Here is a 25,733-nt window from a genome sequence, read left to right as displayed (position 1 = left end):
TCGTTTCGAAACGGTAAATCGTTGTCGAACTTGCCGTTTACCGCGGTTGTTGAGGTGGGCTCGGACTATGGCGGGATCGCGGCGTTTGCGGGCAGGTCTCAGGGCAGACCCGGGATCGTTTTACGGTGTTGCGACCCCGCCACAGCCACGCTTTGGGTCGATTGCCGGCATGAGATTAGGTTAAGGATAATCCTTCGGCTGCTTAACGCGGCAGATCAGGCTTAAACCAGACGGGTTCCAAGGCTTAGAGACGCGCGGTACCACTGGCGCCACGCAGCCGAGATCCCGCCGCCGTCATTCCGGGGCGCCGCAGGCGAGCCCGGAATCCAGAGCCTCCGACGGCGCAAGATTCTGACCTGTCAACGTTTCTTGATCCCGGGCGCCGCTACGCGGCCCCAGGATGACGGGTTTGGTCAATCAAATGTTGAGACGACGGATCGGGCCTTGTGCCGGTCGCGAAACAGTCACGGCGGGTCAACGACGTTCCGGCTCCGGCAGGGCCGGCGCCGCAGCGCCCGATTCCAAGGCGCGGTCGCTCTCGTCCTTCAGCGTGACGCCGCTCAAGACCAGGGTGAGCGCGCGGGCGAGCAGCCAGTGCAGCTTGAACGCCGCTTTCTCGTGGGTGAGGCCGGCGGCGCGCACGTTCGAGATGCAATTGCGCTCCGCATCCGAGCGGCCAATCTGCGGCCCGAAGGTCAGGTAGATGCCGAGGCTGTCCGGGGAGGACAGGCCGGGCCGTTCGCCGATCAGCACCGCCACCGCCCGGGCCTTCAGGGCCTCGCCGATCGCGTCGCCGAGCGCCACACGGGCCTGGCTGGCGATCACCACGGGGGTGAGGCGCCAGCCGGACTGCTCCGCCAGAGGCTTGAACGCCTTCAGCAGCGGCGCCGCGTTCTCGTGCACCGCCCGGGCCGAGAGACCGTCGGCGACCACCAGGGCGAGGTCGCTGGGCTCGGCCGCAGCCTGGAGCTTCGACATATCGGCCGCGTCGAGCCGGCGGCCGAGATCGGGGCGGCGCAAATAGGTCGCCCGGTCGGGGGCCTGGGAGGCGACCGGGATCGTGGCGAAGCCGAGCGCCGCGATCGATCCGGCGAGCGCCTCCGCATCCATCGGCGCGTGCACGGCATCCCGGGCCTGGGCGTGGTCGAGACCGAAGCGCAGCACCTCCCGGGTCGGCAGGCCGCTGCCGGCGCGGCCGAGGCCGATCCGGGCCGGGGTCAGCCCCGCGAGCCTGGCCCAGATCTCCCGGGGGTCGCTCATGCGGCGAGATCCGGAGCCGCGGCGAGGAGCGGCGCGCCCGATCCCGGCAGCAGCGCGCCGGATTCGTCGGTGAGGCCGATGCCGTGCAGCCAGGCCTCGAATTCGGGGGCGCGCTTCAGGCCCAGCACCTCGCGCAAGTAAAGAGAATCGTGGAACGACGTGGATTGGTAGTTCAGCATCACATCGTCGGCCCCCGGGATGCCCATGATGTAGGTGCAGCCGGCTGCGCCCAGCAGCGTCAGCAGCGTGTCCATGTCGTCCTGATCGGCCTCGGCATGGTTGGTGTAGCAGACGTCGACGCCGAGCGGCACGCCCATCAGCTTGCCGCAGAAATGGTCCTCCAGCCCGGCCCGGATGATCTCCTTGCCGTCGTAGAGATATTCGGGCCCGATGAAGCCCACGACGGTGTTGACCAGGAGCGGCCGGAACGACCGGGCCACCGCGTAGGCCCGGGCTTCCAGGGTCTGCTGGTCGATGCCGTGATGGGCATCGGCCGAGAGTGCCGAGCCCTGGCCGGTTTCGAAATACATGCAGTTGTCGCCGAGCGGACCGCGCTTGAGCGCCAGCGCCGCCTCATGGACTTCCTTGAGCAGAGCGAGCGTCACCCCGAAGCCGGCATTGGCCTTCTCGGTGCCGGCGATCGACTGGAAGACGAGATCGACCGGCAGGCCGCGCTCCATGGCGGCGAGCGTGGTGGTGACGTGGGTGAGCACGCAGGCCTGCGTGGGGATCGCGTGCTTCTGGATCACCCCGTCGAGGAGCTGGAGCAAGTCGCCAAGCGCCTGGACAGAATCGGACGCCGGGTTGATGCCGATCACGGCGTCGCCGCAGCCCAGCGTGAGCCCGTCGAGGATCGCCGCGGTGATGCCCTTCGGATCGTCGGTTGGGTGATTGGGCTGGAGTCGCACCGCGAGCGTCCCGGGCAGCCCGATCGTGTTGCGGAAGCGGGTGACTACACGGGCCTTGCGCGCCACCGAGATCAGATCCTGGTTGCGCATGATCTTCGAGACGGCCGCCGCGATCTCCGGCGTGACGCCGGGGGCGATCCGGGTGAGCACATCCGGGGTGGCGGTCAGCAGGAACTCGCGGAAATCGCCCACCGTGAGATGGGCGATGTCTTTGAACGCGCCGGCGTCGTGCGTGTCGAGGATCAGCCCGGTAACGTCGTCCTGCTCGTAGGGGATCAGCGGCCGGGCCAGGATGTCGGCGAGCGGCACCTCCGCGAGGCACCAGCGCGCCGCGGCGTTCTCCTCGGCGGATTCGGCCGCGATGCCGGCGAGCCGGTCGCCCGAGCGGACCGGCGTCGCCTTGGCCATCAGCGTGGCCAGGTCGGCGAAGACGTGGGTGCGTGGGCCGACGACGTGGCGGTAGGCCATGCGGTTTCACCCCGTGCGGGATCCAAGGATCAGGATCACAGGATACCGTGATCCGGTGCGAATGTCCGGTCAGGCCGCGCCGGCATTCGGCGCGGGCACTTCCGTGGAGATCGCGTCCACCGTGCGCGGCATCGGGCTGCCCTGCCCGTCGGTGCGCTGGATCCGGACCTGCTGGTTAACCGGCTGCATGTTGCCGAAGGGCGTCGAGAAGGCGATCTCGGCGGCGTCGCGGCCGACGCCGATTCGGACCAGCCCGTCGAGATCGGCTTGCCGGGTGGCGTCGAACAGCCACCAGCGCCCGTCGAGATAAGCCTCGAACACCGCGTGGAAGTCGCTCGGCACGAGGCCGTGGGCGTAGCAGCTGACGAACCGGGCCGGGATGCCGAGCGCCCGGCAGAAGGCCGTGCCGATATGCGCGAAGTCGCGGCAGACGCCGGCCCGCTTCAGCAGCGACTCGTCCGCCGTGGTCTCGCCGTCGCTGGTGCCCGGCTTGTAGGTGATGTGGTCGTGGATCCAGTTGCAGATCTGGTTCACGCGCTGATGGCCCTTGGGCAGCGCGCCGAACTCGGCCTGGGCGAAGGGCGTCAGCCGGTCGGAGGAGACGAACCGGCTCGGCAGCAGGAACGGCAGGATGTCCAGCGGCAGCTCGCCGATCGGCGTCTCGTTGATGGTCGCCGGGTCGGCCCGATGGACGGTCAGCTCCACCTCGGCGTTGTACTCCAGGGCGAACTGGCCCATCGGCACGTTGACGCCGAGATAGCGGTTTAGCAGGTCCGGCGTGGTGTAGACATCGCGCTTGAGGTTCGGCGTGAGCACCAGGCTCTCGTTGAGGATCTCGACGCTCTTCAGCTTGGCGACTTCCAGGTTGAAGATGAAGGTCGTGTCCGAGAGAATATTGTAGGACAGGCTGCAACCGAGGGTATAGCGCATCGGATCTCCTTGCCGGGCGACGAGATGATCGCTGCCCAAGCAAGCGGCGCGCCCGATCGCGGTTCCCGGTCAGCGCGGCAGCAGGAGCACCGTCAGCGAGCGCACGCCCTGCGCCCCGTGGATGAGCACGCCCTCGATATCGGCGGTCGCCGAGGGTCCGGTGTGCAGCACCGCGTAGGCCGAGCGGTCGAATTCCGGGCGCTTGTAGGCCGCCTGCACGTTCGGCAGGATGTCGGCGGGGTCGAGCAACACGATCAGGTGCTGGGCCAGATAGGCCACCGCGTTCACGATCAGCTCGCCTTCCGTGAACAGAACCGAGCCGGTCTCGGCGATGCCGAACACGGCGCGCACCACCGCCACGTCGACATCCTCGACCTCCTGCGGGTAGCGCACCGCCCGCAGGTCGCGGTTGCCCTCGATCTCCGGGACAGCGGAGGCGATGACCTTGGCCTCGGCCAGCCGCTCGCGCACGCCCGCCAGGGGCTCGCCGGTGCGGCCGTCTTCGATGCGGCCGCCCATGCGCTTCAGCCGGTCGCCGAACTCCTCGACGAGGTCGTCGCCGACCAGCGGCGTGAAGGTCGGGACGCTCGGCAGCGGATACTCGCCCGCCGGGCGGTTGGCCTTGAGCGCCGCCAGGATGCCGTCGCGCGCGCTCATCGGGCGGAGTCCTTCATCCGGTTCTGCTTGTACCAGGCGTGGAAGGTCTGGCGCGGCGCCTCGGGCATCTCGCGCTTCTTCCCCCAGGTGTTGAGCGGGTTGTAGACGGCGAAGCGCGGCAGCACCTTCAGGGCCGAATCGGCGGCGCCGATCGCCGCCCGGTAGGCGGCCGGCCGGGACAGGACCGCGCCCGCGGCCTTCATCATCCCCTGCTTGAGCGCCGGGATGTGGTGCTCCTCGACCAGCACCTTGCGCCAGGCGAAGATCTGCTCGTGGATGTTGATCTTCACCGGGCAGACGTTGGTGCAGGAGCCGTTCATCGTCGAGGAGAATGGCAGGGTCGAGTATTTCCGCTTGTTGAAGGTCGGGTCGATGATCAGCCCGATCGGGCCCGAATAGGTCGCCCCGTAGGAAAGGCCGCCCGAGCGCCGGTAGACCGGGCAGGTGTTCATGCAGGCGCCGCAGCGGATGCATTTCAGCGAGGTCCAGAACTCTTCCAGGCCGAGCCGGGCGGAGCGGCCGTTATCGACCAGCACCATGTGCATCTCGGTGCCCTTGCGGGGGCCGCGGAAATGCGAGGTGTACTGGGTGATCGGCGAGCCCAGTGCCGAGCGCGACAGCAGCCGGATGAACACCCCGAGATGCTCGACCTTGGGGATGATCTTCTCGATGCCGATCGAGTGGATCTGCAGCGGCGGGACGTTGCCGGAGAGGTCGGCATTGCCCTCGTTGGTGCAGGTGACGACCGTGCCGGTCTCCGCGATGGCGAAGTTGCAGCCGGTCATGCCGGCATCGGCCTTCAGGATGTAGGGCCGGGTGGTCTCGCGCTGGCTCTCGGCGAGGTAATGGGCGTCGTCGTTGTCCGGGTCGGTGCCGAGCGTCTTGGCGAAGACCTCGGCGACGTCCATGCGGGTCTTGTGGACCGCGGGCGCCACGATGTGGCTCGGCTCCTCGTTGTCGAGCTGCTGGATGCGCTCGCCGAGATCGGTCTCGATGATCTCGATGCCGTTGGCCGCCATGTGGTGGCGGAAGCCGCATTCCTCGGTGAGCATCGACTTCGACTTCACCAGGGTCTTGGCGCCGCGGCTGCGCAGGATCTCCAGGACGATGCGGTTGTGGTCGGCGCCGTCCGCGGCCCAGTGGACCTGGACGCCGTTGGCCTTCGCGGCGGCCTCGAACTGCTCGAGATACTGGTCGAGATGGATGAGCGTGTGCGCCTTGATGGCGGAGGCCAGCTCGCGCAGCTCCTCCCATTCCGGGATGCCATGGGCCGAGGCGTCGCGCTTCTTGCGCAAGTCCCACAGGCGCTCGTCATGGGCGGCCTGGTGCAGGGGCGCGGCGAGGAAGCGCTCGGCGGCCTCGGCCTGGTCGATCGGGCGGTCGCCGCGGATCTTGGCGCCGCGCGGCTGCGGCTCGCGGGTCTGCGGCGCCCGGATCGGCTTGGTCGCGGCCTCGGCGTGCTGGAGGCGACCACCGTCCTGGCCGCGCTCGCTCTCGTCGTCGGCGGCGCGGACCTCGGGGTGGATGATGCCCTCGCGGGCGCGGGGATTCAGGTCCTCGACGCTCATGCGGCGGCTCCGTTCAGCACTTGCGCGATGTGGATGTAGCGGAGCGGCAGGCCGAGGCGCTCGGCGCAGCCCTTCTGGTGCATCAGGCAGGACGAATCCGCCGAGACCACGTATTGCGCCCCGGCCCGGTTCTGATCGGCGACCTTGTCGTAGCCCATCTTGGCCGAGACCGCGGGCTCGAACACCGAGAAGGTCCCGCCGAAGCCGCAGCACTCGTCAGGCCGGGCGAGATCGACCAGCTCGACGCCCTTCACCAGGCGCAGAAGGTCGAGGGGTTTAGAGAAGTACGGCTTCACGATCTCGGAGGGCCGGGCGTGATGGATGCCCCGCAGCGCGTTGCAATTGCCATGATAGGCGACCTTGTGCGGGAATTCGGCCCAGGGCAGCGCCTCGACCTTGAGCACATCGTGCAGGAACTCGACCAGCTCGTAGGTGCTGGCGCGGACCTTCTTGACCTCGTCCGTCTGCGGGATCGCGGTCAGGTGCTCGCGGACCTGGTGCACGCAGGAGCCCGAGGGCGCCACCACGTAGTCGAAGCCCGAAAAATTCTTGACGAACAGGGCCTCGGTGGCGGCGGCCTCGGCGTGGCAGCCGGTATTGGCCATGGGCTGGCCGCAGCAGGTCTGGTCGAACGGATATTCCACCGTGCAACCGAACCGCTCCAGCAGCTCCAGCGTGGCGATCCCGACTTCCGGCTCGAAAGCGTCGACGTAGCACGGCACGAACAGGCCGACCCGCATGGTCCGGAACCTCCCTGGATCGCCCGCGCCGTCGGTCTGGAACGGGTCTAGATTGCCCGGGCAGGTCTACCGGATGAGGTTGGTTTTGGCGAGGTCGAGAACTGCGTCACCGCGCCCGTCCATCACGGCCCGCAGGACGTAGAGGCTGAAGCCCTTCACCTGCTGCCCATCGATCTTGGGCGGCATCGAGAGCTCGTTGCGGGCGGTGCGGACATCGAGCAGCGAGGGCCCGTCGAAGGCCAGGAACTCGCGCATCGCGCCGGGCAGCTCGGCCGGATCTTCGACCCGCAGGGCGAAGATGCCGGCCGCCCGTGACATCGCGGCGAAGTCCGGATTGTCGAGCGCGACGCCGGTCTCGAGATAGCCGGCCGCCTTCATCTCCAGCTCGACGAAGCCGAGGGTGCCGTTGTTGAACACCACCACCTTCAGCGGCAGGCGGTGCTGGCGCAGCGTCAGGAAATCGCCCATCAGCATGGCGAAGCCGCCATCGCCGCAGAGCGCGATCACCTGCCGGTTCGGCTCCGCGGCCTGGGCGCCGATGCCCTGGGACAAAGCGTTGGCCATCGAGCCGTGGACCCAGGAGCCGAGCAGGCGCCTCTTGCCGTTCATCGCCAGGTAGCGCGCCGCCCAGATCGTCGGCGTGCCGACATCGGCGGTGAAGATCGCGTCCTCGGCGGCCGACTCGCTGATCGTCTTGGCGAGATATTGCGGGTGGAGCGGGCCGCCCGGCTTGGCTGTGGCAAGCTCGTCGAGGCCGGTCCGGGCCTTCGCGTAGTGCTTCAGGCTGGCATCCAGGAACGACCGGTCGGCCTTGGGCTTCAGCCGGGGCAGCAGCGCCCGGATCGTCGCCCCGACATCGCCGACGAGCCCGTGCTCGATCCGGCAGCGGCGGCCGAGCTCGGACGGGCGCAGGTCGACCTGGGCGATCTTGGCGTCCTGCGGGTAGAACTGCTTGTAGGGAAAGCCCGTGCCCAGCATCAGCAGGGTGTCGCAGGCCATCATGGCGGCGTAGCCGGATGAGAATCCGATCAGGCCGGTCATGCCGACATCGTAGGGATTGTCGAACTCGACATAGTCCTTGCCGCCCAGCGCATGCACGATCGGGCTCTTCAGCGCCTCGGCGAGTTGGATCAGCTCGGAATGGGCGCCGGCGCAGCCGCGACCGCAGAGCAGCGTCACGCGCTTGCCGGCGTTGAGCAGCGCCGCCAGCGCGTCCAGCTCGGAATCGGCTGGCCGCACGACGGGCTTGGCCGGGATCAGGCCGGCATGGGGGGCGAGCGCGCGCTTGGGCGCGTCGCGCAGGGCGACATCGCCCGGGATGACGATGACGGCGACGCCCCCCTCCCCCACGGCGGCGCGGATCGCGTTCTCCAGCACGAACGGCATCTGCGACGGGTCGGAGACCAGCTCGCAGTAATGGCTGCATTCGCGGAACAGCTCGGTGGGCCGCGTCTCCTGGAAATAGCCAGAGCCGATCTCGGCCGAGGGAATCTGGGCGGCGATCGCCAGGACCGGGGTCCGGCTGCGATGCGCGTCGTAGAGCCCGTTGATCAGGTGCAGGTTGCCCGGGCCGCAGGAGCCGGCGCAGACCGCGAGCTTGCCGGTGACCTGCGCCTCGGCGCTCGCCGCGAAGGCCGCCGCCTCCTCGTGGCGGGTGTGGATCCAGTCGATCCGCCCGCGGGCGCGCAGGGCCTCGGTGATCCCGTTCAGGCTGTCGCCCACCACCCCGTAGACGCGCGCGACGCCCGCTTCCTGAAGGGTCTCGGCGATCAGATCGGCGACGTTCTCGATGCGCATGGTTCGGCTCCGCATTTTCGGGTCGGAACCGCATGGCCGCCGACGATGTTCCGCCGCCGGCAACCCCATGGTGCAATGCACGCATGTGCGTCGCGACGGTCATTCCGCGGCTGCGCGTGCGCGCGCCGTGCCCGAACATGATGGAGTCGGGCTCGGCTCTAAAGTCTCGTGGTGATGCGCTCGCTCGCGTCGAACCGGAACACTTCGTCGGAGCGCGCTCTAGTGACGGACCGCGTCGACGTCGCGGGCGACGACCGCGAACAGGTCGCCGAGGGCCGCCAGGCTCGCCGCCTGCAACTGCGCCGCCGGCACCACCGAGCCGTCCGGCGCCGGGAGGTCGCGGGTGGCGGTCGCCGAGGCGATGACGGTGGGCTGGAAGCCGAGATTGAAGGCCGAGCGGGCCGTCGAGTTGACGCACATATGGGTCATGAAGCCGGCCAGGATCAGGTCGGTCACCCCGGCGCGCTTGAGTCGATCCTCCAGGTCCGTCCCCACGAAGGCGCTGGGGAACGCCTTGGTGAGCACCGCCTCGCCGTCCTGCGGCACGACCTCCTCGCAGATCTGCCCGCTCGCCGCCGTGATGTCGAAAGGCGAGCCCGGCCCGGCATTGTGCCGGATATGGATCACCGGCGTTTCGGCCTCCCGCGCCCGCCGCAGCAGGATCTTGGCCTGCGTCACCGCCGGCTCGACCCCGGTCAGGCGCAGCACCCCGTCGCGATAGGTGTTCTGGATATCGATGAGGATCAGCGCGGCCTTCTTCAGGCTCGCAGGCTCCGGGCTGAGCCCGGACAGGCCGCGAAGGGTCTTGAGATCGCTCACCCGTGTCTCCCTCACCCGTGTCGCCCAATGCGCGTTCCGTCGATCCGCTGGAAAGCCCCGAAGGGCGGCGAGAATCGCCGCAGCGGAACGACCGGGGCGCAGAGCTTACCGCTGTCCTGCGCCACCGCCTACGAGGCCACGGCGCGCAACGCGGCGCAAGGCCGGCCCGGCGATTGCCGGTCCCGGGCCGACCGAAAGGTCCGGGTTGCGGTTTGCCCGCGAAGTCAGGACCCGCGCTTGATTTCCGGCGGCTCAGAGTCGAAGGACGTCTGGAAACGTTCCGAAGAGATCAGCGCCATGGAAGAATTGCTCGCCCGCGTCACCGCCCGCACCGGGCTCGACGCCGCGACCGCACAGACGGCCATCGGGCATATCCTGGCCTTCCTGCAGAAGGAGGGTCCCGAGACCGAGGTCAATCAGCTCCTGGCCGCGCTGCCCGGTTCTGAGTCGCTGATCGCCGAGTCGAATGCCGGCGAGAGCGGCGGTGGTGGCCTCATGGGCATGCTCGGCGGCATGATGGGCGGCGGTGGCGTCATGGCGCTCGGCCAGAAGCTGATGGCGGCCGGCGTGCCCATGGGCCAGATGCAGCCGCTCGGCCAGGAGCTGTTCGCCTTCGGCCGCGAGAAGGTCGGTGAGGACGCGATGGGCCCGATCATCGGGTCGATCCCGGGGCTCAACCAGTTCGTCTGACGATACCCGCGTCCCGAAAGCGGCAGACCGCCTTTCGGGGCGCGCCTCCGGCCAGTGCTATGTGTGCCGTCGCACTGTTTTCGGGCCGCGCCTGGACAATCGTAAAAAAGTGGTTTCGCCGCGAAAGCTTAGCGGAACCCGTCCACGCGATCCCCGTTATTCGGGATGCGATCCGGGCCACTGCCATCGGCGGATGACCGGCTCGCACTCAAGCAGGCCGGCCATGCCCGTCTTCGAAGCCAAAAACCTGGACAGCGCGTTCGAGGGCCAGGCGCTCCTCGCCGCGATTCTGCATCCGACCCGCGCGGCACAGACCCGCGCCCTGCGTCACGGCCGCCGCCGGGCCGAACGCGCCGCTGCGATGGCCGACCCGCTGTCGCTCGAGCCGCGGTTTCCGACCCCCAGCGACGAGCTCGCCTCGGCCACGCTCCAGGGACGCTGAGCCGTCCTTACCAGGGCTGGGGCGTGATCAGGCCTTGGCGCGTCACCACCACCCATTCGCGGCCGCGGCGCTCGACGCCCTCGACCCGCCCGACGCCCGGGAGCGTATCGCCCGGCCCGACCTCGACGATGCGCCGCCGCCGGTTCTCCAGGATGGCCGCGCCGTCATAGACGTCGCGCACCGCCCAGCCATCGATCACCGACGGCTTCTCCGCGACGGCGGGCTTCGGCTTGACCTCCGCGGGCTTCGCCTCGACGGCCTTGGCATCCGTAATCTTCGCGTCCGACGTCCGCGTCTCGGCGAGGCTCCCGGTCTGGGTCGGCTCGGCCTTCACAATCGCCGCGGCGGATGTGCGGCGCTCGAGCTGCGCGGCGAGGTTGGCGATCCGGCCGCTCTGCTCGCGCTCCACCTGTTCGAGGCGCTCACCCAGGGCCGCCGTCTTGGCATTCAGATTCTTGTCGAGCTGCGCCAGGCGTTCGCCCAACGCGGAGCTGCGCGCGCCGGCTTCCTTGCGGGCGGTGTCGGTGGCGGCGCGGAGATCCGCGAGGACCTGGTGGAGCTGCGCGATGTCGGCGCCGAGACGCGCGGTCTCGGTCCGTCCGGCATCGACGGTGGCGCTCAACGCCACGACGGCATCGCTCGGGACGCTGCCCGAGCCTGAGCGGGCGGCGACGCCGGCACCGACCAGCAGGCCGACCGCGAGGGCGGCGCCCGGAATCGCGTAGCGGCGCAGGTCGATCCCGGCGAGCGACGGCATCGGAAAACGCGGCGCGGCCGGGGCCGGCTCGGGCTTCGGATCCGCCTTGCCCGCCACGACGGCCTTGAGCAGCTCGTCGGGAGAAAGGGCCGGCTTGGCTTCAATCTTCGTCATCGCCCCCAACTCCGCCTACAGGGAATCCCTGCAAGCGTTCGTTAAGGACGTTTGTTTACGAAACCCTTACCGGCCGCCCTCGGGTCAGGCCGCGAGCCCCCGCTTCTTCAACAGCGGCGCGATGCTCGGCATGCGGCCGCGAAACGCCGTGTAGGCGTCGCGCGGGTCGCGCAGGTTGCCGGCGCCGTACACGTAGGTGCGCAGGCGCTTCGCCGTCTCTGGATCGAAGATGTCGCCGGCCTCCCGGAACGCGTCGAAGGCGTCGGCGTCCAGCACCTCGGACCAGAGGTAGCTGTAGTAGCCGGCCGCGTAGCCGTCGCCGGAGAAGATATGGGCGAAATGCGGCGTCCGGTGCCGCATGCTGATCTCGGCCGGCATGCCGATCCGCTGCAGGGCGTCGGCCTCGAAGGCCGGCACGTCGAGGCCCGATTCGCCGCCCGCCGAAAGGTGCAGGGTCATGTCGACGATCGCCGAGGCGGTGTATTCCACCGTGGCGAAGCCCTGGTTGAAGGTGCGGGCCGCCAGGAGCTTGCGCAGCAGCGCGTCGGGCATCGGCTCGCCGGTCCGGTGGTGCCGGGCATGGGCCTGCAGAACCTCCGGCTGCTCCAACCAATGCTCGTAGAGCTGCGACGGCAACTCGACGAAGTCGCGCGACACCGATGTCCCGGAGAGCAGCGGATAGGTCACGTCCGACAGGAGCCCGTGCAGGGCGTGGCCGAATTCGTGGAACAGGGTGCGGGCGTCGTCGAAGGACAGGAGCGCGCTCTCGCCGGCAGGCGCCTTCGCGAAGTTCATCACGTTGACGATGATCGGCGTGACCGTGCCGTTCAGACGTTCCTGCGAGCGGAACGCGCTCATCCAGGCGCCCGAGCGCTTCGACGACCGGGCGAAGTAATCGCCCAGGAACAGGCCGACCTCGGACCCGTCCGGGTTGCCGACCCGCCAGACGCGCACGTCCGGGTGGTAGCGCGGCACGTCGGACAATTCCTCGAAGGTCAGGCCGAACAGGCGTGAGGCCGTGTCGAAGGCCGCCTGGATCATCCGGTCGAGCGGCAGGTACGCCTTGACCTCGCTCTCGTCGAGGTCGTGCTCGGCCCGGCGCAGCTTCTCGGTGTAGTGGCGCCAATCGTGCGCCTGAAGCGCGAAATTGTGGCCCTCCTGCTGGACGAGCGCCTGGAGCCGCTCGCGCTCCTCGCCAGCCCGCGCCCGGGCCGGGGTCCAGACGTCGCGCAACAGCTCCATGGCGGCATCGGGGCTCGCCGCCATCGTGTCGTCGAGCTTGAAATGCGCGAAGCTGTCGAAGCCCAGCAGCCGGGCGTGCTCGGCGCGCAGCCCGATCATCTCGACGATGATCGCCCGGTTGTCGGTGGTCCCGCCGTTCTCGCCGCGCTTCGTCCAGGCCGCGTAGGCCTTCTCGCGCAGGTCGCGGCGGGTCGAGAACACCAGGAACGGCTCGATCAGCGAGCGCGACAGGGTGATGACGTGGCCCTCCAGCCCGCGCTCCCGGGCCGCGCTCTCGGCAGCGGCGCGCAGGAACGGCGGCAGGCCGGCGAGATCGTCCTCGCCGGAGAGCGGCAGGGTGAAGCTGCTCTCGTCGGCGAGCAGGTTCTGGCTGAACTGGGTGCCGAGCTCGGACATCCGCGCGGCGATCTCGGCGATGCGCGCCTTGTCGGCCGGACCGAGATCGGCACCGGCGCGCCGGAAGCGGATGCGGTAGCGGTCGAGGACCCGGCGTTCCTCCGGCCCCAGACCCTCCGCGTCGGCGTCCACCGCCGAGATGCGCGCCCAGAGCTGCGGGTTGAGGTAGATGGCGCTGCCGTGCCGGGCGAGCTTCGGGCCGATCGTCCGCTCGATCGCCTGCAACTCCGGGTTCGTGTGGCTGCCGGTCAGGTTGTAGAATACGCCGGCGACCCGCTCGAGGGCCTGGCCGGCGCGCTCCATCGCGGCGACGGTGTTGGCGAAGGTCGCAGGCGCCGTGTCGGACGCGATGCCCGCGATCTCGGCAGAGTGGGCAGCGAGCGCCGCCTCGAAGGCCGGCATGTAATGCTCCGGCTCGATCCGCTCGAACGGCGGCAGGCCGTGCGGCGTGTTCCACTGCGCGTCGCGGAAGGGGTTGTCCTGCGGCAGGCTCGGGAGCCCGGCATCGGCGACATCCGGCATTCGGTCCTCGGTGGTGCGTTGGTCCGACGGGTCGTGCGGCCCGTCATCCGGGCCGCGAGATGGGGTCCGCGGCCCTTTGACGGAAGACAGAGGCCCGATCGGCAGCCCCGTCAACCGGGCCGATGTGATCCGAATGCGGTTCCGTTCGTTTCCCCCGGCCTATGCCCGCGCTTCGAGGTCCCATGCCGCCCCACCGACCGACGATCTTCTTGGCCTCAAGCGCCCTCGCACTGGTCCTCTGCGCATTGGCGCCCGCGCCGGGCTCGGCCGCGGAGGCGCCCGCCGTTCCGGTGCCGCCGCCGCTTCCGCCCGAGCGGCCGAGTGAGCTGAAGCCGGCCCAGCCGGCGGAGCAGAAGCCTGCGCCGACAGCCGACACCGGTAAACCGACGCCCCCGGCGCGTCCTGTCGAGCCGACCCCGCCGGCCAAGGACGGTGCCGCGGAGGCTCAGAAGCCCGGGATGCCGGTGCCGCCCCCGACCCCGCCGGAGCGCCCTCCGGAATTGTCCGGCGAGGCCGCGCTCGCCCTCAAGGTCTCCCCCCCGGACGACACCGCCTGCCGGGTGCGTCTCAAGCGCCTCGGCGTCGAGTTCGAGCCGCTGCCGCCCATCGCCGAGGGCCAATGCACGGCGCCGCTGCCGCTGAAGGTGACCAAGCTCGCCGACGGGATCGCGCTGCCGGGGGGCGCGACGCTGACCTGCCAGGTCGCGGAATCCTTCGCGCGCTGGGCCACGGAGGTCCAGGTCGCGGCGGACCGGACGCTCAAGCATCCGCTGACCGGGGTCGAACTCGGTGGCACCTATGTCTGCCGGGGGCAGAACCACGATGTCGATGCCAAGCTCAGCGACCACGCCTTCGCGGCGGCCGTCGACGTGATGGGCTTCACCTTCGCCGGTCGCGCCGGCATCCCGGTCAAGGCGATGCCGGCGGGATCCGAAGAGGCGGAGTTCCTGGCCTCGATCCGGGGCAAGGCCTGCGGCTTCTTCCGCACGGTCCTGGGGCCGGGCAGCAACGCGGCCCATGCCAACCACTTCCACCTCGACGAACGTGAGCGCAACGCCGGGCATCGCCTGTGCGAGTAGCCCGGGCCCGGCGGCGGAACGTTCAAGCGCGCTCGATACTTGTGCGACCGGAGCGCGCCTGCTCCCGGAGAGCTGTACGTCCATGATGCGGAGATCCTCGCGGCCGGTTTGCGCGGCTCTGCTGGTGTTGAGCCTGGCGGCACCGGGGGCCGCCCTGGCGCAGCCCGACAAGGCGCCCGCACTGACCGCCGAGGCGATCAACGGCGCGACCTTCAAGGCGCCGGAGCCCGACAAGGCTGCGAAGAAGGCGGAGAAGAAGTCCGGCAAGAAGGCCCGGGCCGCCAAGAAATCCGACGACAAACCCGACGCGCTGATCGTGAAGGCGCAGATCCTGCTGGATCGCGCACGGTTCTTCCCGGGGGCGATCGACGGTCTGAAGGGCGAGAATTACCAGCAGGCGCTCTCGGCCTTCGCGGTGGCGCAGGGGCTGCCCGCGACCCGGGACCTGACGCAGGAGCTCTGGGACAAGCTCCAGGCGACGAGCGACAAGCCGGCCGTGTCCGACTACGCGATCACCGACGCGGACGCGTCCGGCCCCTATGTCGAGAAGATCCCGCCCAAGATGGAACAGCAGGCCGACCTCAAGGAGCTCGGCTACACCAACCCGCGGGAGATGCTGGCCGAGCGGTTCCACATGAGCCGCGACCTCGTCAGCGCCCTCAATCCGGACAAGCCCCTCGACAAGGCCGGCACGTCGATCATCGTGGCCGCGGTCGATCCGATGGGCCTGGACAAGCCCAAGGGCAAGGACCTGCCGCAGGAGCCCAAGATCGAGCGGATCGAGGTCGACAAGACCAGCCACGACGTCCGCGCCTTCGGGGCCGACGGCAAGCTGCTCGGCTATTACCCGGCCTCGATCGGCAGCACCGAGAAGCCGGCGCCGAGCGGTGAGACCAAGGTGAAGGGCGTCGCGTTCGACCCGGACTACACCTACAACCCGAAATACGCGTTCAAGGGCGTGAAAACGCAGCAGAAATTCTCGATCAAGCCGGGGCCGAACAATCCGGTCGGCCTGGTCTGGATCGACCTCGCGATCCCGAGCTACGGCATCCACGGAACGCCCGAGCCCGAGAAGGTCGGGAAAACCGAGTCCCACGGCTGCATCCGGCTGACCAACTGGAACGCCCGCGACCTCGCGGCGCATGTGAGCCGCGGCGCCAAGGTCACGTTCAAGGACGAATGATCGGTCGCGTCGCGCGATGCCGGGCCGGAAACCGGCAAAAATGTATCGTCGGTTAACATCGACGCGGTCATTCACCCGGGAACGGCAAGCGAACGCTTGACACGTCCGGTATTCCAGGCGACGCCACGGGTGGTCTCGCGGACCGCCTGGCGATGCCGCCCGGCGCTTCTCAGCGCTGCTCCAGCGGCTCGCGAGGCGATACCAACCGCACGGCAAGATCCCCGGTTCGGGGGTGATCGAAGGGAAGACGGCCCGGCGTGACTGCTGACCCCAACGATGACGTCCTGAACGGCGTCCGCGTGCTCGTCGTCGAAGACGAAGCCGCAATCTCGATGCTCCTCGAGGACATGCTGCTCGACTTCGGCTGTGCCGTGGTCGGACCGGCCGCACGGCTCTCGACCGCGCTTGAGATGGCTTCGCAGGAGACGTTCGAGATCGCGATCCTCGACGTGAACGTGGCCGGCGAGCCGATCTACCCGGTGGCCGAGGCGATCGTGCAGCGCGACCTGCCGCTCGTGTTCTCCACGGGCTATGGCGGCGCCGGCATCCGCGAGCCGTTCCGCGACCGGCCGGTGGTGCAGAAGCCTTTCAGCCAGGCCGACCTCAAGCGCACGCTGATCGGCGCGATCCGCGCCGCCCGGGGCTGAACGCCCCTCCTACAAGCCTTCGATGGTGAAGACGTCCGGCAAATGGGCCGGCCATTCGCTGGGGCCGACGAAGACCGCGTCGGCCCGCAGGGTCATCCCCGCACACCAGGGATTGCGGCCGATCCAGGCCCGCACGGCGCGCGAGAAGCGCCGCCTCTTGGCTGCGTCGATCGCGACGCGGGCCTCGTCCAGGCTGGACCGCGCCTTCACCTCGACGAACACGATGGTGCGCGGACGGCGGACGATCAGGTCGATCTCTCCCCCGGCGAAGCTCACCCGGCGCCCGATCGGCCAGTAGCCCTTCAGCAGAAGGGCCGCCATCGCCAGCCACTCGGCCCGGTGTCCGCGCAGATGGGCGGCGCGCCGCCGCAGGGCTTGGTCCGGCACGGTCTCGCTCACCCCTGGCTGTCCCGGGCCAGGGCCAGCGCCCGGGTATAGATGGCCCGGCGCGGCTGCCCGGTCTCGTCCGCGACGAGGCTCGCCGCATCCTTGATCGAGTGCCGCTCCAGCGCGGCGCGGATCAACCCGTCGAGGGCGGCATCCCCCTCGACCGGGCGGTCCGGATGGGTCGCGGCGCCGATGATGACGACGATCTCCCCCTTCGGCGCGCCCTCCTGGCCGAAGCGCTCGCTCAGGGAGCCCAGCGTGTCCCGGCGGATCGTCTCGTAAAACTTGGTCAGCTCGCGGGTGACCGCGGCCGGACGGTCGGCGCCGAGCACCGCGGCGGCATCCGCCAGCATCTCGGGCAGACGGTGGGGCGACTCGAACAGGACCAGCGTACCCGGGACCTGGGTGAGGGCTTCGAGGCGGTTGCGCCGGGCGCCGGCCTTCTGCGGCAGGAAACCCTCGAAGAAGAACCGGTCGGTGGGCAGGCCCGCCGCCACCAGCGCGGTCATGACGGCGGACGGCCCGGGAACGGGGGTGATCGCGATCCCGGCCTCGATCGCGGCCTGGACCAGCTTGTAGCCGGGATCGGAGACGAGGGGCGTGCCGGCATCCGAGACCAGGGCCAGGGCCTCGCCGGCCCGGAGCCGCGCCACCATCCGGTCGCGCACGGTGTCGTTCGAGTGCTCGTGATAGGCGAGCAGCGGCGTGGTGATGCCGTAATGGGCCAGCAGCGTCCGGGTGACGCGCGTATCCTCGGCCAGCACCGCGTCGGCCGCCGCCAGGGTTGCGAGCGCCCGGATGGTTATGTCGCGCAGGTTGCCGATCGGCGTCGCCACGATGTGCAACCCGGGCGATAGAGGCTCGGTCTCGCTGGCCAGCCCGAAGGCCGTGAAGGTGGTGTTCCGCGGCCGGTCCGCACCGGGCTTCTGCGCAGGGGGCGTGGCGGTGGGTTTGGTTGAGATCGCGGGCCCCGGGGCATCGAATCGACGTGTCATCGCGGGCGATCTTGCCACACTCCACGCCCCGCGTCGCGGCGGCGCGTCGAGACCGGGGGCAAACCGGCAGCGCCGCGTTTACATTTGAAAACGGCCCGGTCAGGTTGGCCGGACATGCCCGAAGGAGCCCGCGCCATGGTGCGTCCGAAGTGTGGGCGGACCCGTCTCGCGCGTGTCGCCGCCCTGACCGCTGCCCTCAGCGCCCTCGCGCTTGGCGGCTGCGTCGGCGGATTCGGGGACGGGCATGCGGCCCGCCGCGGCGCTCCGGCCCGGGCGGAGCTGTCGCCGCCGGCCGAGGTCCCGCTCGGCAACGCGCCCGCCCCGTCGGCCGGCGCTCCGCTGACCCCGGCCGCTGCCGGGGGCAACCGCATCGGCGCCGGCGCCGTGAAGGTCGCGCTGGTCCTGCCGCTCACCGGCACGGGTGTGGCGGTCGGCGGCGCGATGCGCAACGCGGCCCAACTCGCCTACGACGAGTCGCAGCAGCCCGACCTGACGATCCTGGTCGAGGACGATCACGGCAGCGCCGACGGCGCCCGGGACGCGACCCAAGAAGCCCTGAAGCAGGGTGCCGACATCGTGCTCGGCCCGGTCTTCGCCGCCAACGTCCAGGCCGCCGCCGTGCCCGCCAAGGCTGCGGGCAAGCCGGTGATCGGCTTCTCGACGGACGCCTCCGTGGCGGCCCGGGGCGTCTATCTCCTAAGCTTCCTGCCGCAGCCGGAGGTCGACCGGATCGTCGACGATTCCGTGGCCGCCGGCCGCCGCTCCTTCGCGGCGCTGATTCCGGAGACGGCCTACGGCAACGCGGTCGAGGCGGAATTCCGCGAGGCCGTCGCCCGCAAGGGTGCCCGGGTGGCAGCGGTCGAGCGCTATCCGTCCGGTGCGCCGGGGCCGGCGGTCGAAAGGCTGGCCCGGGTGATCACCGGGGCCGGCGCCACCGCCGACACGTTGTTCATCCCGGAGACGGCCGAGGCCATGCCCGCGGTCGCCGCGTCCCTCACCAAGGCCGGCTACAATCCCGCCCGGGTCCGGCCGATCGGCACGGCCCTCTGGAACGAGCCGGCCCTGTTCGCGCTGCCGGCGCTGCAGGGCGGACGGTTCGCCTCGCCCGACCGGACCGGCTTCTCGAATTTCAGCGGCCGCTATCAGGCCCGGTTCGGCGCGGTGCCGCCGCGGGTCGCCTCGCTGGCCTACGACGCCGTGATGCTGTCGGCGGCGCTGACGCGGCAATACGGCTCGCAGCGCTTCGCGGAGACGACGCTGACCAACCCGTCGGGCTTTGCCGGGACCGACGGCACCTTCCGGTTCCGGCCGGACGGGCTGAGCGACCGGTCGCTGGCGGTCTACGAGATCCGCAACAACGCCGCGACCCTGGTCAGCCCGGCCCCGCGCGTCCTGGCCAAACCCGGGACCTGATCAGGCCGCGAGTTCGGCCACCAGGGCGTTGAGCACCGGCGCGCCGCGCGGCGTCGCCGCGATCCGCCCGCCGGGCAGGCGGTGCAGCAGGCCGTCGCCGACCAGCATGCCGATGCGGTTGCCGTTCAGCGGCCGACCCTTCAGGGCGGCGTAGCGCTCGGGGTCGATCCCTTCGGCGAGCCGCAGGCCCATCACGAGGAACTCGTCGGCCTGGTCCGCGGCCTGCAGCGTCTCGGTCTCGACGATGCCGTGTCCGTCGTGCTCGACCCGGGCAAGCCATTCCTCCGGGCCGCGCTCGGTGACGGTGCCGATCCGGCCCGCCGGGGTGACCAGCCGGCCATGCGCGCCCGGGCCGATGCCGGCATATTCGCCGTAGCGCCAGTAGAGCAGGTTGTGCCGGGATTCGGCGCCCGGCCGGGCGTGGTTGGAGATCTCGTAGGCGGGCAGGCCCGCCTGGCCGCAGACCTCCTGGGTCACGTCGTAGAGGACGCGCCCGGTCTCGTCGTCCGGCGTCACCAGCTTCCCGGCGGCGGCCAGCCCGTGGAACGGCGTCCCGGGCTCGATGGTGAGCTGGTAGAGCGACAGGTGTTCGGCGGCGCGGGTGAGCGCTTCGCTCAGCTCGGCCCGCCACAGGGCGGGGGTCTGGTCGGGCCGGGCATAGATCAGGTCGAACGAGGTCCGGTCGAACACCGCCTGCGCGACGCCGATCGCCGCGAACGCCTCGGCGGCGTTGTGCAGCCGCCCGAGCTTCTTCAGGGAGGCATCGTCCAGGGCCTGCACGCCGAGCGACACCCGGTTCACCCCGGCGGCGCGGTAACCGCGGAACCGGTCGGCCTCCACGCTCGACGGGTTGGCCTCCAGGGTGATCTCGGCATCGGGCGCCACCGCCCAATGCCCCGCCACCGCGTCGAGCAGGCCCGCCACCGTCGCGGGCGCCATCAGCGAGGGCGTGCCGCCCCCGAGAAAGATGCTGGTGACCGTGCGGCCGGGGGTGCGGGCGGCGTTGTGGGCGATCTCGGCCCGGAACGCGTCGAGGAAGCGCGGCTGGTCCACGCCGGCGTGCCGGACGTGGCTGTTGAAGTCGCAATACGGGCACTTCGCGGCGCAGAAGGGCCAGTGCAGGTAGATCCCGAAGCCCGCGTCGCGGGTCGGATGGTCCGGGCCGGTCGAAGTCATGATTGCCGGGATGTGAGCGTCCCGGCCCGGTTTGGCAATCAGGAAGCCGGCGCCAGGCAGGCGCGACTCAGCAGCACGAAGGCCCGGGCCCGGTGGGACAGCCCCTCGCCCTTCTGCCAATCGCCCCCGTGCTTTCCCTCGGCGGTCATCTCGCCGAAGGTCTGGGCATGGCCGTCCGGCTGGAAGATCGGATCGTAGCCGAAGCCGGCATCGCCGCGCGGCGGAACGAGCGTCCCGAACACGCGCCCCTCGAACAGCTCGGTGTGGCCATCCGGCCAGGCGAGCACGAGGGCGGAGACGAAATGCGCCTTCCGATTCGTCGCCCCGCGCTGCTCCAGCTCCGAGAAGACCCGCGCCATCGCGGCGGAAAAGTCCTTGGTCGGGCCCGCCCAGCGGGCGGAGAAGATCCCCGGAGCCCCATCGAGGGCGTCGACGCACAGGCCGGAATCGTCCGCGAAGGCCGGCAGCCCGGTGGCCTGGGCGGCCGCGTGGGCCTTGATCGCGGCGTTCTCGGAGAACATCGTCCCGGTCTCATCGGGCTCGGGCAGCCCGAGATCGCCGGCCGAGACTGCCTCGATCCCGAACGGCGCCAGCAATGCGCGCATCTCGGCGAGCTTGCCCGCATTGTGGGTGGCGATGACCACCTTGCCGGTGAGACGGCGGCTCACGCGATCGCCTCCTTCTGGAGCGCCACCAGCCGGTCGGTGCCGGCGCGGGCGAGGTTCAGCAATTCGAGGAGCTGATCCACGGAGAACGGCTCCATCTCGGCGGTGCCCTGGACCTCGACGATGCCGCCTGTGCCGGTCAGCACGAAATTGGCATCGGTCTCGGCCGCCGAATCCTCGGCATAATCGAGGTCGAGCACCGGCGTGCCCTTGTACAAACCGCACGAGACCGCAGCAACGTGATCGCGCAGCGGGTCCACCGAGATGATCGAGCGAGTGCGCATCCAGGCGAAACAATCGTAGAGTGCGACCCAGGCGCCGGTGATCGCGGCGGTGCGGGTGCCGCCATCGGCCTGGATCACGTCGCAATCGACCGTCACCTGACGCTCGCCCATGGCAGGGAGATTCGTCACCGCCCGGAGGGAGCGGCCGATCAGGCGCTGGATCTCCTGGGTGCGGCCCGACGGCTTGCCCGAATTGATCTCCCGGCGCGTCCGGTCATGCGTGGCGCGCGGCAGCATGGCATACTCGGCCGTGATCCAGCCCTTGCCGGAGCCGCGCAGCCAGGGCGGCCCGCGCTCCTCGAGGGAGGCGGTGCAGAGCACGCGGGTGTTGCCGAAGCTGACGAGGCACGAGCCCTCAGCATAGCGCGAGACCGCGCGCTCGAGGGTCACGGGCCGCAGCTCGTCGGCGGCGCGCTTCGAAGGCCGCATCGCGGGCCCTTTCTGGTGAGAGAGTAAGGGCCGGGCTCTTAGGCCGCCGGGCCGGCGCGGGCAAGCATCGCCGGATGGATTGATCCCGCGACACCGGGCGGACATGATCGGACGACAGGATGACCGCGTGACCGACCTGAACCCCAACATTCCACAAGGCCCATCGATGCAGGCGCTCGACGCCCTCAACGAGCGCGCCCGCGAGATATTCCGGCAGATCGTCGAGAGCTATCTCACGACCGGAGAGCCGGTGGGCTCGCGCAACCTGGCGCGCATCCTCCCGATGGCCCTGTCGCCGGCCTCGATTCGCAACGTCATGGCGGATCTGGAGCATTCCGGCCTGATCTTCGCGCCCCACACCTCCGCCGGCCGCCTGCCGACCGAGCTGGGCTTGCGCTTCTTCGTCGACGCAATGCTGGAAGTCGGCGATGTCGGGCAGGAGGAGCAGGCCCGGATCGAGGCGCAGATGCGCGCCGCCGCCTCCGGCCACACCTTCGATTCGGCTCTAGCCGAAGCCTCGACCATGCTGTCGGGCATCTCGCGTGGGGCCGGCGTCGTGCTGACCACGAAGGCCAATGTCCACCTGAAGCATATCGAGTTCGTCCGCCTCGACCCCGCCCGCGCCCTGGTGGTGCTGGTCTCGGATGACGGCTCGGTGGAGAACCGCCTGGTCGACCTCCCCCCCGGCCTGCCGGCCGGCGCGCTCCAGGAGGCGACGAACTTCCTCAACGCCCGGCTGCAGGGCCGCACCCTCGGGACCCTACGGGCCGAGATCGAGGCCGGCCGCAAGGCGATGAAGCGGGAGCTCGACGCGCTGACCGAGCGCCTGGTCGATGCCGGCCTTGCCACGCCCGTGGGTCCGAGCGAGGCGCGGCAGCTCATCGTGCGCGGCCAGGCGAACCTGCTCGACGACCTGCGCGCCGTCGAGGATCTCGAGCGGATTCGCCTGCTGTTCAACGATCTGGAGACCCAGAAGGACGTCATCGACCTCCTGGCCCGCGCCGAGGGCGGCGAAGGCGTGCGGATCTTCATCGGCTCCGAGAACAAGCTGTTCTCGCTCTCGGGCTCCTCCTTGATCGCCGCGCCGTTCCGGGACGGGTCCCAGAAGATCGTCGGCGTCGTCGGGGTGATCGGCCCGACGCGGCTGAACTACGCCCGCATCGTGCCGATGGTCGATTACACCGCCCGGGTGGTCTCGAAGCTGCTCGACGGAGCGCGCTGACGGCTCACGAACGGGCCTGGCTCAGGCGGCCCGTACGGTGTGCAGGAAGTCCGCGACCTCCTGAGAGAGCTGCGCCGATTGCCGCGACAGCGCGGTGGCGGCGTCCAGCACCTGATGCGCCGCCGCGCCGGTCTGCTCGGCCGCCTGGGCGACGCCGGTGATGTTCGTCGTCACCTCGTCCGTCCCGCTGGCCGCCTGGCTGACGTTGCGCACGATCTCCTGGGTCGCCGCGCCCTGCTCCTCCACCGCCGCCGCCACCGCGCCGGTCACGTCGTTGATGTCGCGGATGCGCGTCACGATCCCGCCGATCGCCTGGGCGGCGTGATCGGTCGAGCCCTGGATCCGGGTGATGTAGCCGGTGATCTCTTCGGTGACGCGCCCCGTCTGGGCCGCCAGCTCCTTCACCTCGGAGGCCACGACCGCGAACCCCCTCCCCGCTTCCCCGGCCCGGGCCGCCTCGATCGTCGCGTTGAGCGCCAGCAGGTTGGTCTGGCCCGCGATGCTGGAGATCAGACCGACCGCATCGCCGATCTTCGACACCGCCTCGGCCAGCTCCTGCACCAGATGCCCGGTCTGGTCCGCCTCGCCGACGGCGGCCTGCGCCAGGTTCGCCGAGCCTTCGACCTGGCCGGCGATCTCCCGCACGCTTGAGCCGAGCTGCTCGGCGGCCGCGGCGACGGTGCGGACATTGGTGGCGGCCTCTTCGGCAGCTGCCGCCACGCTGGTCGATTGCGCCGCCGCCTGGGTGGCGCTCGCCGTCAGGGTCTGGGCCGTGGCCTCGAGCTCGGTGGCCGCGGACGAGACCATGCCGACGATCGCCCCGACGGCCCGCTCGAACCCATCGGCCAGCGCGATCATCGCGCGCTTGCGCTCCGCCGCGGCGGCCTCGTCGGCGAGGCGTCGCGCCTCGGCCTCGTCGCGCGCCTTCTGCGCCACGAGAGCCTTGATGCCTTCGACCGCCCGGCCAACCATGCCGATCTCGTCGCTGCGGCGCGCCTCGGCGATCTCGGCATCGATGGCGCCCCGGCTCATGCGCTGCAGCGCGCCGACCAAGCGGTTCAGCGGACGTGCGACGGTGATCGTCATCAGCTGACTGACAACGATCCCGAGCGCGAGCAGCACCAGGAGCGTGGTCACCACCAAGTCGTGCGCCAAAGCCGAGATCGGTGCGAGCGACGCGGCGCGGTCGACCGACACGGCGACATACCATTCGAGCGTCGGCGGCAGGTTGGGGACCCGGGCGAACACTGTGAAGGTCTGCCGGTCGCCCTCGCGCGTCTCGCTCAGGCCGCCACCGACCTTCGGCTGCGGCCCGGTGAACAGATCCGATAGCGATTTTCCGATCAGCTCGGCGCGCGGATGGACCAGCACCGTGCCGTTTCCCGACACCAGATAGGCATAGCCGCTGCTGCCGGTCGCGACCCCCGCGATCATGCGGGCCAGGGTGTCAGCCTCGAAATCGCCGCCGCCGACACACAGCAGGGTACCACCCGCATCGCGTACGGTCGCCGCGGCGGTGATGACCAGGGCGCCCCGGCTGGCGGAGGTGTAGGGCTCGGTCAGGACCGGGCCATTGGCGGCCACGGCCTCCTTGTACCAGGGGCGTTGGCGGGGATCGTAATCGGGTGGCACCTCATCCTGCGGCACCATATCGTAGGAGCCGTCCGGACGGCCGACATAACTGACATAGAACGTCTCCCGGACGGCGGGGGCACCGATCACGGCATTCGCCGCTGCCCCGGCGGTCGCGAGCGATGCCTGCTGGGCCATCAGTTGAGTCAGATCGAGCTTACCCCGCAGCCAGTTGCCGACGCTTTGCGCGGCGGAGGCACTGAGACCCGACATCTCGGTGTCGATCTTCGTCCGCAGCGCCGAGGCTTGTGTCCTGTAGAGATAGGCTGAGCTCGCCGCGAAAGAGATGCACACGACCGCCAGGATGAGCAACGTCGCCCGGCCGGCCAAACCGAGGCGCGACCGTGCGGTTTGCTCTATTTCGACCGACCCATCATTCGGCTTCGACACGGCGCAATCCCAAGCACTGAAAGAGTATCGACTTCCATTGCACTTCACGCACTGAATATCTACGATGTAACTTTATGAATAACCCAAGTTGTATATATCACTATATGGCAAAATGGAATTATGTTCGTATGAACTTGATCGATTTTGAGACGATTATTTAAACATTGAACTGTTTTAATTTAATTCCGCCGAGTTCAAAACGGCTGCAGCTGCGCGCAGGAAAAATCCTCCTGCGCGCAGCGCTGTAACGACGGCGCGGCTTACGCCGGGATCACGTCGACGATCTCGTAGGTGTCGGGATCGACGATCACGATGTCGTCGCGTACCAGGATGAAGTCGTAGCCCTCGTATTCCGGCACGATCTCGACGATCGCCGGCGGCAGCCGGTGCAGGCTGACGGAGCGCGGGATCGCGGTTCCGACCGCCAGCCCGAACGCCACGTCCCGCAGCGGCGAGACGCCAAGGCGGGTGATCGAGCTGCGGAACTCGGTGCGCTGGCGGGTGTCGAGGCGCGTGACGGCGCCGCGGGCGGAGCCGCCGCGGCCACCCCGGACTCCGTCGCGTCCACCGCGGTCGCCACGCTCGCCTGCCGCGCCGCGATCGCCGCGCTGACCCGCACCGGTCTCGTCGCGCCCGTTGCGGTCGCCGCGCTGGCCCGGGCCGGTCTCGTCACGCCCGCCACGCTGCTCGGCCGGGCCGCCGTCACGGCCGCCCCGCTCGGCGGCACCGGGATTGCCGCCAGGACCGTTCCGATCGCCGGCGCCCGGACCGGCACGGCCGGGTCCTTCGGCACCGCGGCCAGCCGGACCGCCGGGCTCCGCGCCGCGCCCACCGCCATCCGCGCCGCCGCGCATCCCGCCGCCCTCGGCACCACCGGCGCCGCCGCGCATTCCACCGCCGCCGGCCCCGCTAGGCCCCGCG

Annotated in this window: 24 protein-coding genes; 7 read left to right on the top strand and 17 right to left on the bottom strand. The window is 70.0% G+C overall.

What is annotated here, in order from left to right:
- Positions 1-474: 474 nt before the first annotated feature.
- The 8 genes from eutC to LGR69_RS00085 all read right to left on the bottom strand — a co-directional run bounded on the left by eutC (position 475) and on the right by LGR69_RS00085 (position 9,147).
- The gene (gene eutC, locus LGR69_RS00120; RefSeq protein ID WP_230364806.1) at positions 475-1,260 is read right to left on the bottom strand and encodes an ethanolamine ammonia-lyase subunit EutC; all 786 of its coding nucleotides are present in this window, start codon (positions 1,258-1,260) and stop codon (positions 475-477) included.
- Positions 1,257-2,636, bottom strand: coding sequence for an ethanolamine ammonia-lyase subunit EutB (locus tag LGR69_RS00115; protein ID WP_230364805.1), 1,380 nt, complete (start codon positions 2,634-2,636; stop codon positions 1,257-1,259). The genes eutC and LGR69_RS00115 overlap by 4 nt, the downstream gene beginning before the upstream one ends.
- 69 nt (positions 2,637-2,705) lie before the next feature.
- Positions 2,706-3,566, bottom strand: a complete 861-nt coding sequence (locus LGR69_RS00110; protein ID WP_230364804.1) for a transglutaminase-like domain-containing protein — start codon at positions 3,564-3,566, stop codon at positions 2,706-2,708.
- 69 nt (positions 3,567-3,635) lie between these two features.
- Positions 3,636-4,223: a LutC/YkgG family protein gene (locus LGR69_RS00105; RefSeq protein WP_230364803.1), complete on the bottom strand. Its 588-nt coding sequence runs from the start codon at positions 4,221-4,223 to the stop codon at positions 3,636-3,638.
- Positions 4,220-5,791, bottom strand: coding sequence for a lactate utilization protein B (locus LGR69_RS00100; protein WP_230364802.1), 1,572 nt, complete (start codon positions 5,789-5,791; stop codon positions 4,220-4,222). Before LGR69_RS00100 ends, LGR69_RS00105 begins: the two co-directional genes overlap by 4 nt.
- Positions 5,788-6,531, bottom strand: a complete 744-nt coding sequence (locus LGR69_RS00095; RefSeq protein ID WP_230364801.1) for a (Fe-S)-binding protein — start codon at positions 6,529-6,531, stop codon at positions 5,788-5,790. The genes LGR69_RS00100 and LGR69_RS00095 overlap by 4 nt, the downstream gene beginning before the upstream one ends.
- Positions 6,532-6,597: 66 nt before the next feature.
- The gene (gene poxB, locus LGR69_RS00090) at positions 6,598-8,328 is read right to left on the bottom strand and encodes a ubiquinone-dependent pyruvate dehydrogenase (RefSeq protein ID WP_230364800.1); all 1,731 of its coding nucleotides are present in this window, start codon (positions 8,326-8,328) and stop codon (positions 6,598-6,600) included.
- Between the two features lie 219 nt (positions 8,329-8,547).
- Positions 8,548-9,147 (bottom strand): cysteine hydrolase family protein, encoded by a 600-nt coding sequence (locus LGR69_RS00085; RefSeq protein ID WP_230364799.1) that lies wholly within the window; start codon positions 9,145-9,147, stop codon positions 8,548-8,550.
- A gap of 297 nt (positions 9,148-9,444) precedes the next feature.
- Here LGR69_RS00085 and LGR69_RS00080 point away from each other — a divergent pair, with 297 nt between their 5' ends.
- Together LGR69_RS00080 and LGR69_RS00075 are read left to right on the top strand one after the other, a co-directional pair.
- Entirely contained in the window at positions 9,445-9,837 is a 393-nt protein-coding gene (locus tag LGR69_RS00080; RefSeq protein ID WP_007562002.1) for a DUF2267 domain-containing protein, read from the top strand.
- A gap of 223 nt (positions 9,838-10,060) precedes the next feature.
- Entirely contained in the window at positions 10,061-10,279 is a 219-nt protein-coding gene (locus LGR69_RS00075) for a hypothetical protein (RefSeq protein ID WP_091864297.1), read from the top strand.
- A gap of 7 nt (positions 10,280-10,286) precedes the next feature.
- Here the strand turns inward: LGR69_RS00075 and LGR69_RS00070 are convergent, their stop codons facing one another.
- Positions 10,287-11,150, bottom strand: coding sequence for a hypothetical protein (locus LGR69_RS00070; protein WP_230364798.1), 864 nt, complete (start codon positions 11,148-11,150; stop codon positions 10,287-10,289).
- An 84-nt stretch (positions 11,151-11,234) separates the two neighbouring features.
- Entirely contained in the window at positions 11,235-13,310 is a 2,076-nt protein-coding gene (locus tag LGR69_RS00065; RefSeq protein ID WP_230364797.1) for a M3 family metallopeptidase, read from the bottom strand.
- 182 nt (positions 13,311-13,492) lie between these two features.
- Here LGR69_RS00065 and LGR69_RS00060 point away from each other — a divergent pair, with 182 nt between their 5' ends.
- The 3 genes from LGR69_RS00060 (at position 13,493) to LGR69_RS00050 (ending at position 16,219) form a co-directional block, all read left to right on the top strand.
- Positions 13,493-14,389 (top strand): extensin family protein, encoded by an 897-nt coding sequence (locus tag LGR69_RS00060; RefSeq protein WP_230364796.1) that lies wholly within the window; start codon positions 13,493-13,495, stop codon positions 14,387-14,389.
- 82 nt (positions 14,390-14,471) lie between these two features.
- Positions 14,472-15,572, top strand: a complete 1,101-nt coding sequence (locus tag LGR69_RS00055) for a L,D-transpeptidase family protein (RefSeq protein ID WP_230364795.1) — start codon at positions 14,472-14,474, stop codon at positions 15,570-15,572.
- Between the two features lie 257 nt (positions 15,573-15,829).
- The gene (locus LGR69_RS00050; RefSeq protein WP_007561989.1) at positions 15,830-16,219 is read left to right on the top strand and encodes a response regulator; all 390 of its coding nucleotides are present in this window, start codon (positions 15,830-15,832) and stop codon (positions 16,217-16,219) included.
- Between the two features lie 9 nt (positions 16,220-16,228).
- Here LGR69_RS00050 and LGR69_RS00045 read toward each other — a convergent pair whose 3' ends face one another.
- Together LGR69_RS00045 and rsmI are read right to left on the bottom strand one after the other, a co-directional pair.
- On the bottom strand, positions 16,229-16,618 hold the full coding sequence (locus tag LGR69_RS00045; protein ID WP_230364794.1) for a YraN family protein: 390 nt from the start codon (positions 16,616-16,618) through the stop codon (positions 16,229-16,231).
- Positions 16,615-17,601, bottom strand: a complete 987-nt coding sequence (gene rsmI, locus LGR69_RS00040; RefSeq protein WP_205836079.1) for a 16S rRNA (cytidine(1402)-2'-O)-methyltransferase — start codon at positions 17,599-17,601, stop codon at positions 16,615-16,617. The genes LGR69_RS00045 and rsmI overlap by 4 nt, the downstream gene beginning before the upstream one ends.
- A 135-nt stretch (positions 17,602-17,736) precedes the next feature.
- On the opposite strand from rsmI, the gene LGR69_RS00035 reads away from it, so the two are divergent.
- Complete coding sequence (locus LGR69_RS00035) at positions 17,737-19,014, top strand: penicillin-binding protein activator (RefSeq protein ID WP_230364793.1); 1,278 nt, start codon at positions 17,737-17,739, stop codon at positions 19,012-19,014.
- On the opposite strand, the gene hemW is transcribed toward LGR69_RS00035, so the two are convergent.
- The 3 genes from hemW to rph are packed head-to-tail and all read right to left on the bottom strand — an operon-like array spanning position 19,015 to position 21,568.
- Positions 19,015-20,190, bottom strand: coding sequence for a radical SAM family heme chaperone HemW (gene hemW / locus LGR69_RS00030; RefSeq protein WP_230364792.1), 1,176 nt, complete (start codon positions 20,188-20,190; stop codon positions 19,015-19,017). It lies immediately after the preceding gene.
- Positions 20,191-20,228: 38 nt separating this feature from the next.
- Entirely contained in the window at positions 20,229-20,858 is a 630-nt protein-coding gene (gene rdgB / locus LGR69_RS00025) for an RdgB/HAM1 family non-canonical purine NTP pyrophosphatase (protein WP_007561979.1), read from the bottom strand.
- Entirely contained in the window at positions 20,855-21,568 is a 714-nt protein-coding gene (gene rph, locus LGR69_RS00020) for a ribonuclease PH (RefSeq protein WP_007561977.1), read from the bottom strand. The genes rdgB and rph overlap by 4 nt, the downstream gene beginning before the upstream one ends.
- Before the next feature lie 166 nt (positions 21,569-21,734).
- On the opposite strand from rph, the gene hrcA reads away from it, so the two are divergent.
- Positions 21,735-22,790 carry a heat-inducible transcriptional repressor HrcA gene (hrcA, locus tag LGR69_RS00015; RefSeq protein ID WP_007561975.1) on the top strand — a complete coding sequence of 352 codons (1,056 nt, stop codon included), beginning with the start codon at positions 21,735-21,737 and terminating at the stop codon, positions 22,788-22,790.
- 21 nt (positions 22,791-22,811) lie between these two features.
- Here the strand turns inward: hrcA and LGR69_RS00010 are convergent, their stop codons facing one another.
- A complete protein-coding gene (locus tag LGR69_RS00010; protein WP_307354581.1) occupies positions 22,812-24,812 on the bottom strand; it encodes a methyl-accepting chemotaxis protein in 2,001 nt (666 codons plus the stop codon).
- A 260-nt stretch (positions 24,813-25,072) separates the two neighbouring features.
- Positions 25,073-25,733: DUF1236 domain-containing protein (locus LGR69_RS00005; protein WP_230364790.1), on the bottom strand; the 661-nt coding region annotated here is incomplete at its 5' end.

This window comes from Methylobacterium brachiatum (assembly GCF_020523825.1).
GTDB classification, from domain to species: domain Bacteria; phylum Pseudomonadota; class Alphaproteobacteria; order Rhizobiales; family Beijerinckiaceae; genus Methylobacterium; species Methylobacterium brachiatum.
Note: the sequence above shows the minus strand (reverse complement) of the source record. Positions and strands in the feature narration are given on the sequence as shown.

Bases quoted from the DNA above. Each gene is read 5' to 3' on its own strand.
- eutC (WP_230364806.1), bottom strand. From the start codon at position 1,260: ATGAGCGACCCCCGGGAGATCTGGGCCAGGCTCGCGGGGCTGACCCCG.
- LGR69_RS00115 (WP_230364805.1), bottom strand. From the start codon at position 2,636: ATGGCCTACCGCCACGTCGTCGGCCCACGCACCCACGTCTTCGCCGAC.
- LGR69_RS00110 (WP_230364804.1), bottom strand. From the start codon at position 3,566: ATGCGCTATACCCTCGGTTGCAGCCTGTCCTACAATATTCTCTCGGAC.
- LGR69_RS00105 (WP_230364803.1), bottom strand. From the start codon at position 4,223: ATGAGCGCGCGCGACGGCATCCTGGCGGCGCTCAAGGCCAACCGCCCG.
- LGR69_RS00100 (WP_230364802.1), bottom strand. From the start codon at position 5,791: ATGAGCGTCGAGGACCTGAATCCCCGCGCCCGCGAGGGCATCATCCAC.
- LGR69_RS00095 (WP_230364801.1), bottom strand. From the start codon at position 6,531: ATGCGGGTCGGCCTGTTCGTGCCGTGCTACGTCGACGCTTTCGAGCCG.
- poxB (WP_230364800.1), bottom strand. From the start codon at position 8,328: ATGCGCATCGAGAACGTCGCCGATCTGATCGCCGAGACCCTTCAGGAA.
- LGR69_RS00080 (WP_007562002.1), top strand. From the start codon at position 9,445: ATGGAAGAATTGCTCGCCCGCGTCACCGCCCGCACCGGGCTCGACGCC.
- LGR69_RS00075 (WP_091864297.1), top strand. From the start codon at position 10,061: ATGCCCGTCTTCGAAGCCAAAAACCTGGACAGCGCGTTCGAGGGCCAG.
- LGR69_RS00070 (WP_230364798.1), bottom strand. From the start codon at position 11,150: ATGACGAAGATTGAAGCCAAGCCGGCCCTTTCTCCCGACGAGCTGCTC.
- LGR69_RS00065 (WP_230364797.1), bottom strand. From the start codon at position 13,310: ATGCCGGATGTCGCCGATGCCGGGCTCCCGAGCCTGCCGCAGGACAAC.
- LGR69_RS00060 (WP_230364796.1), top strand. From the start codon at position 13,493: ATGCCGCCCCACCGACCGACGATCTTCTTGGCCTCAAGCGCCCTCGCA.
- LGR69_RS00055 (WP_230364795.1), top strand. From the start codon at position 14,472: ATGATGCGGAGATCCTCGCGGCCGGTTTGCGCGGCTCTGCTGGTGTTG.
- rsmI (WP_205836079.1), bottom strand. From the start codon at position 17,601: ATGACACGTCGATTCGATGCCCCGGGGCCCGCGATCTCAACCAAACCC.
- LGR69_RS00035 (WP_230364793.1), top strand. From the start codon at position 17,737: ATGGTGCGTCCGAAGTGTGGGCGGACCCGTCTCGCGCGTGTCGCCGCC.
- hemW (WP_230364792.1), bottom strand. From the start codon at position 20,190: ATGACTTCGACCGGCCCGGACCATCCGACCCGCGACGCGGGCTTCGGG.
- rph (WP_007561977.1), bottom strand. From the start codon at position 21,568: ATGCGGCCTTCGAAGCGCGCCGCCGACGAGCTGCGGCCCGTGACCCTC.
- hrcA (WP_007561975.1), top strand. From the start codon at position 21,735: ATGCAGGCGCTCGACGCCCTCAACGAGCGCGCCCGCGAGATATTCCGG.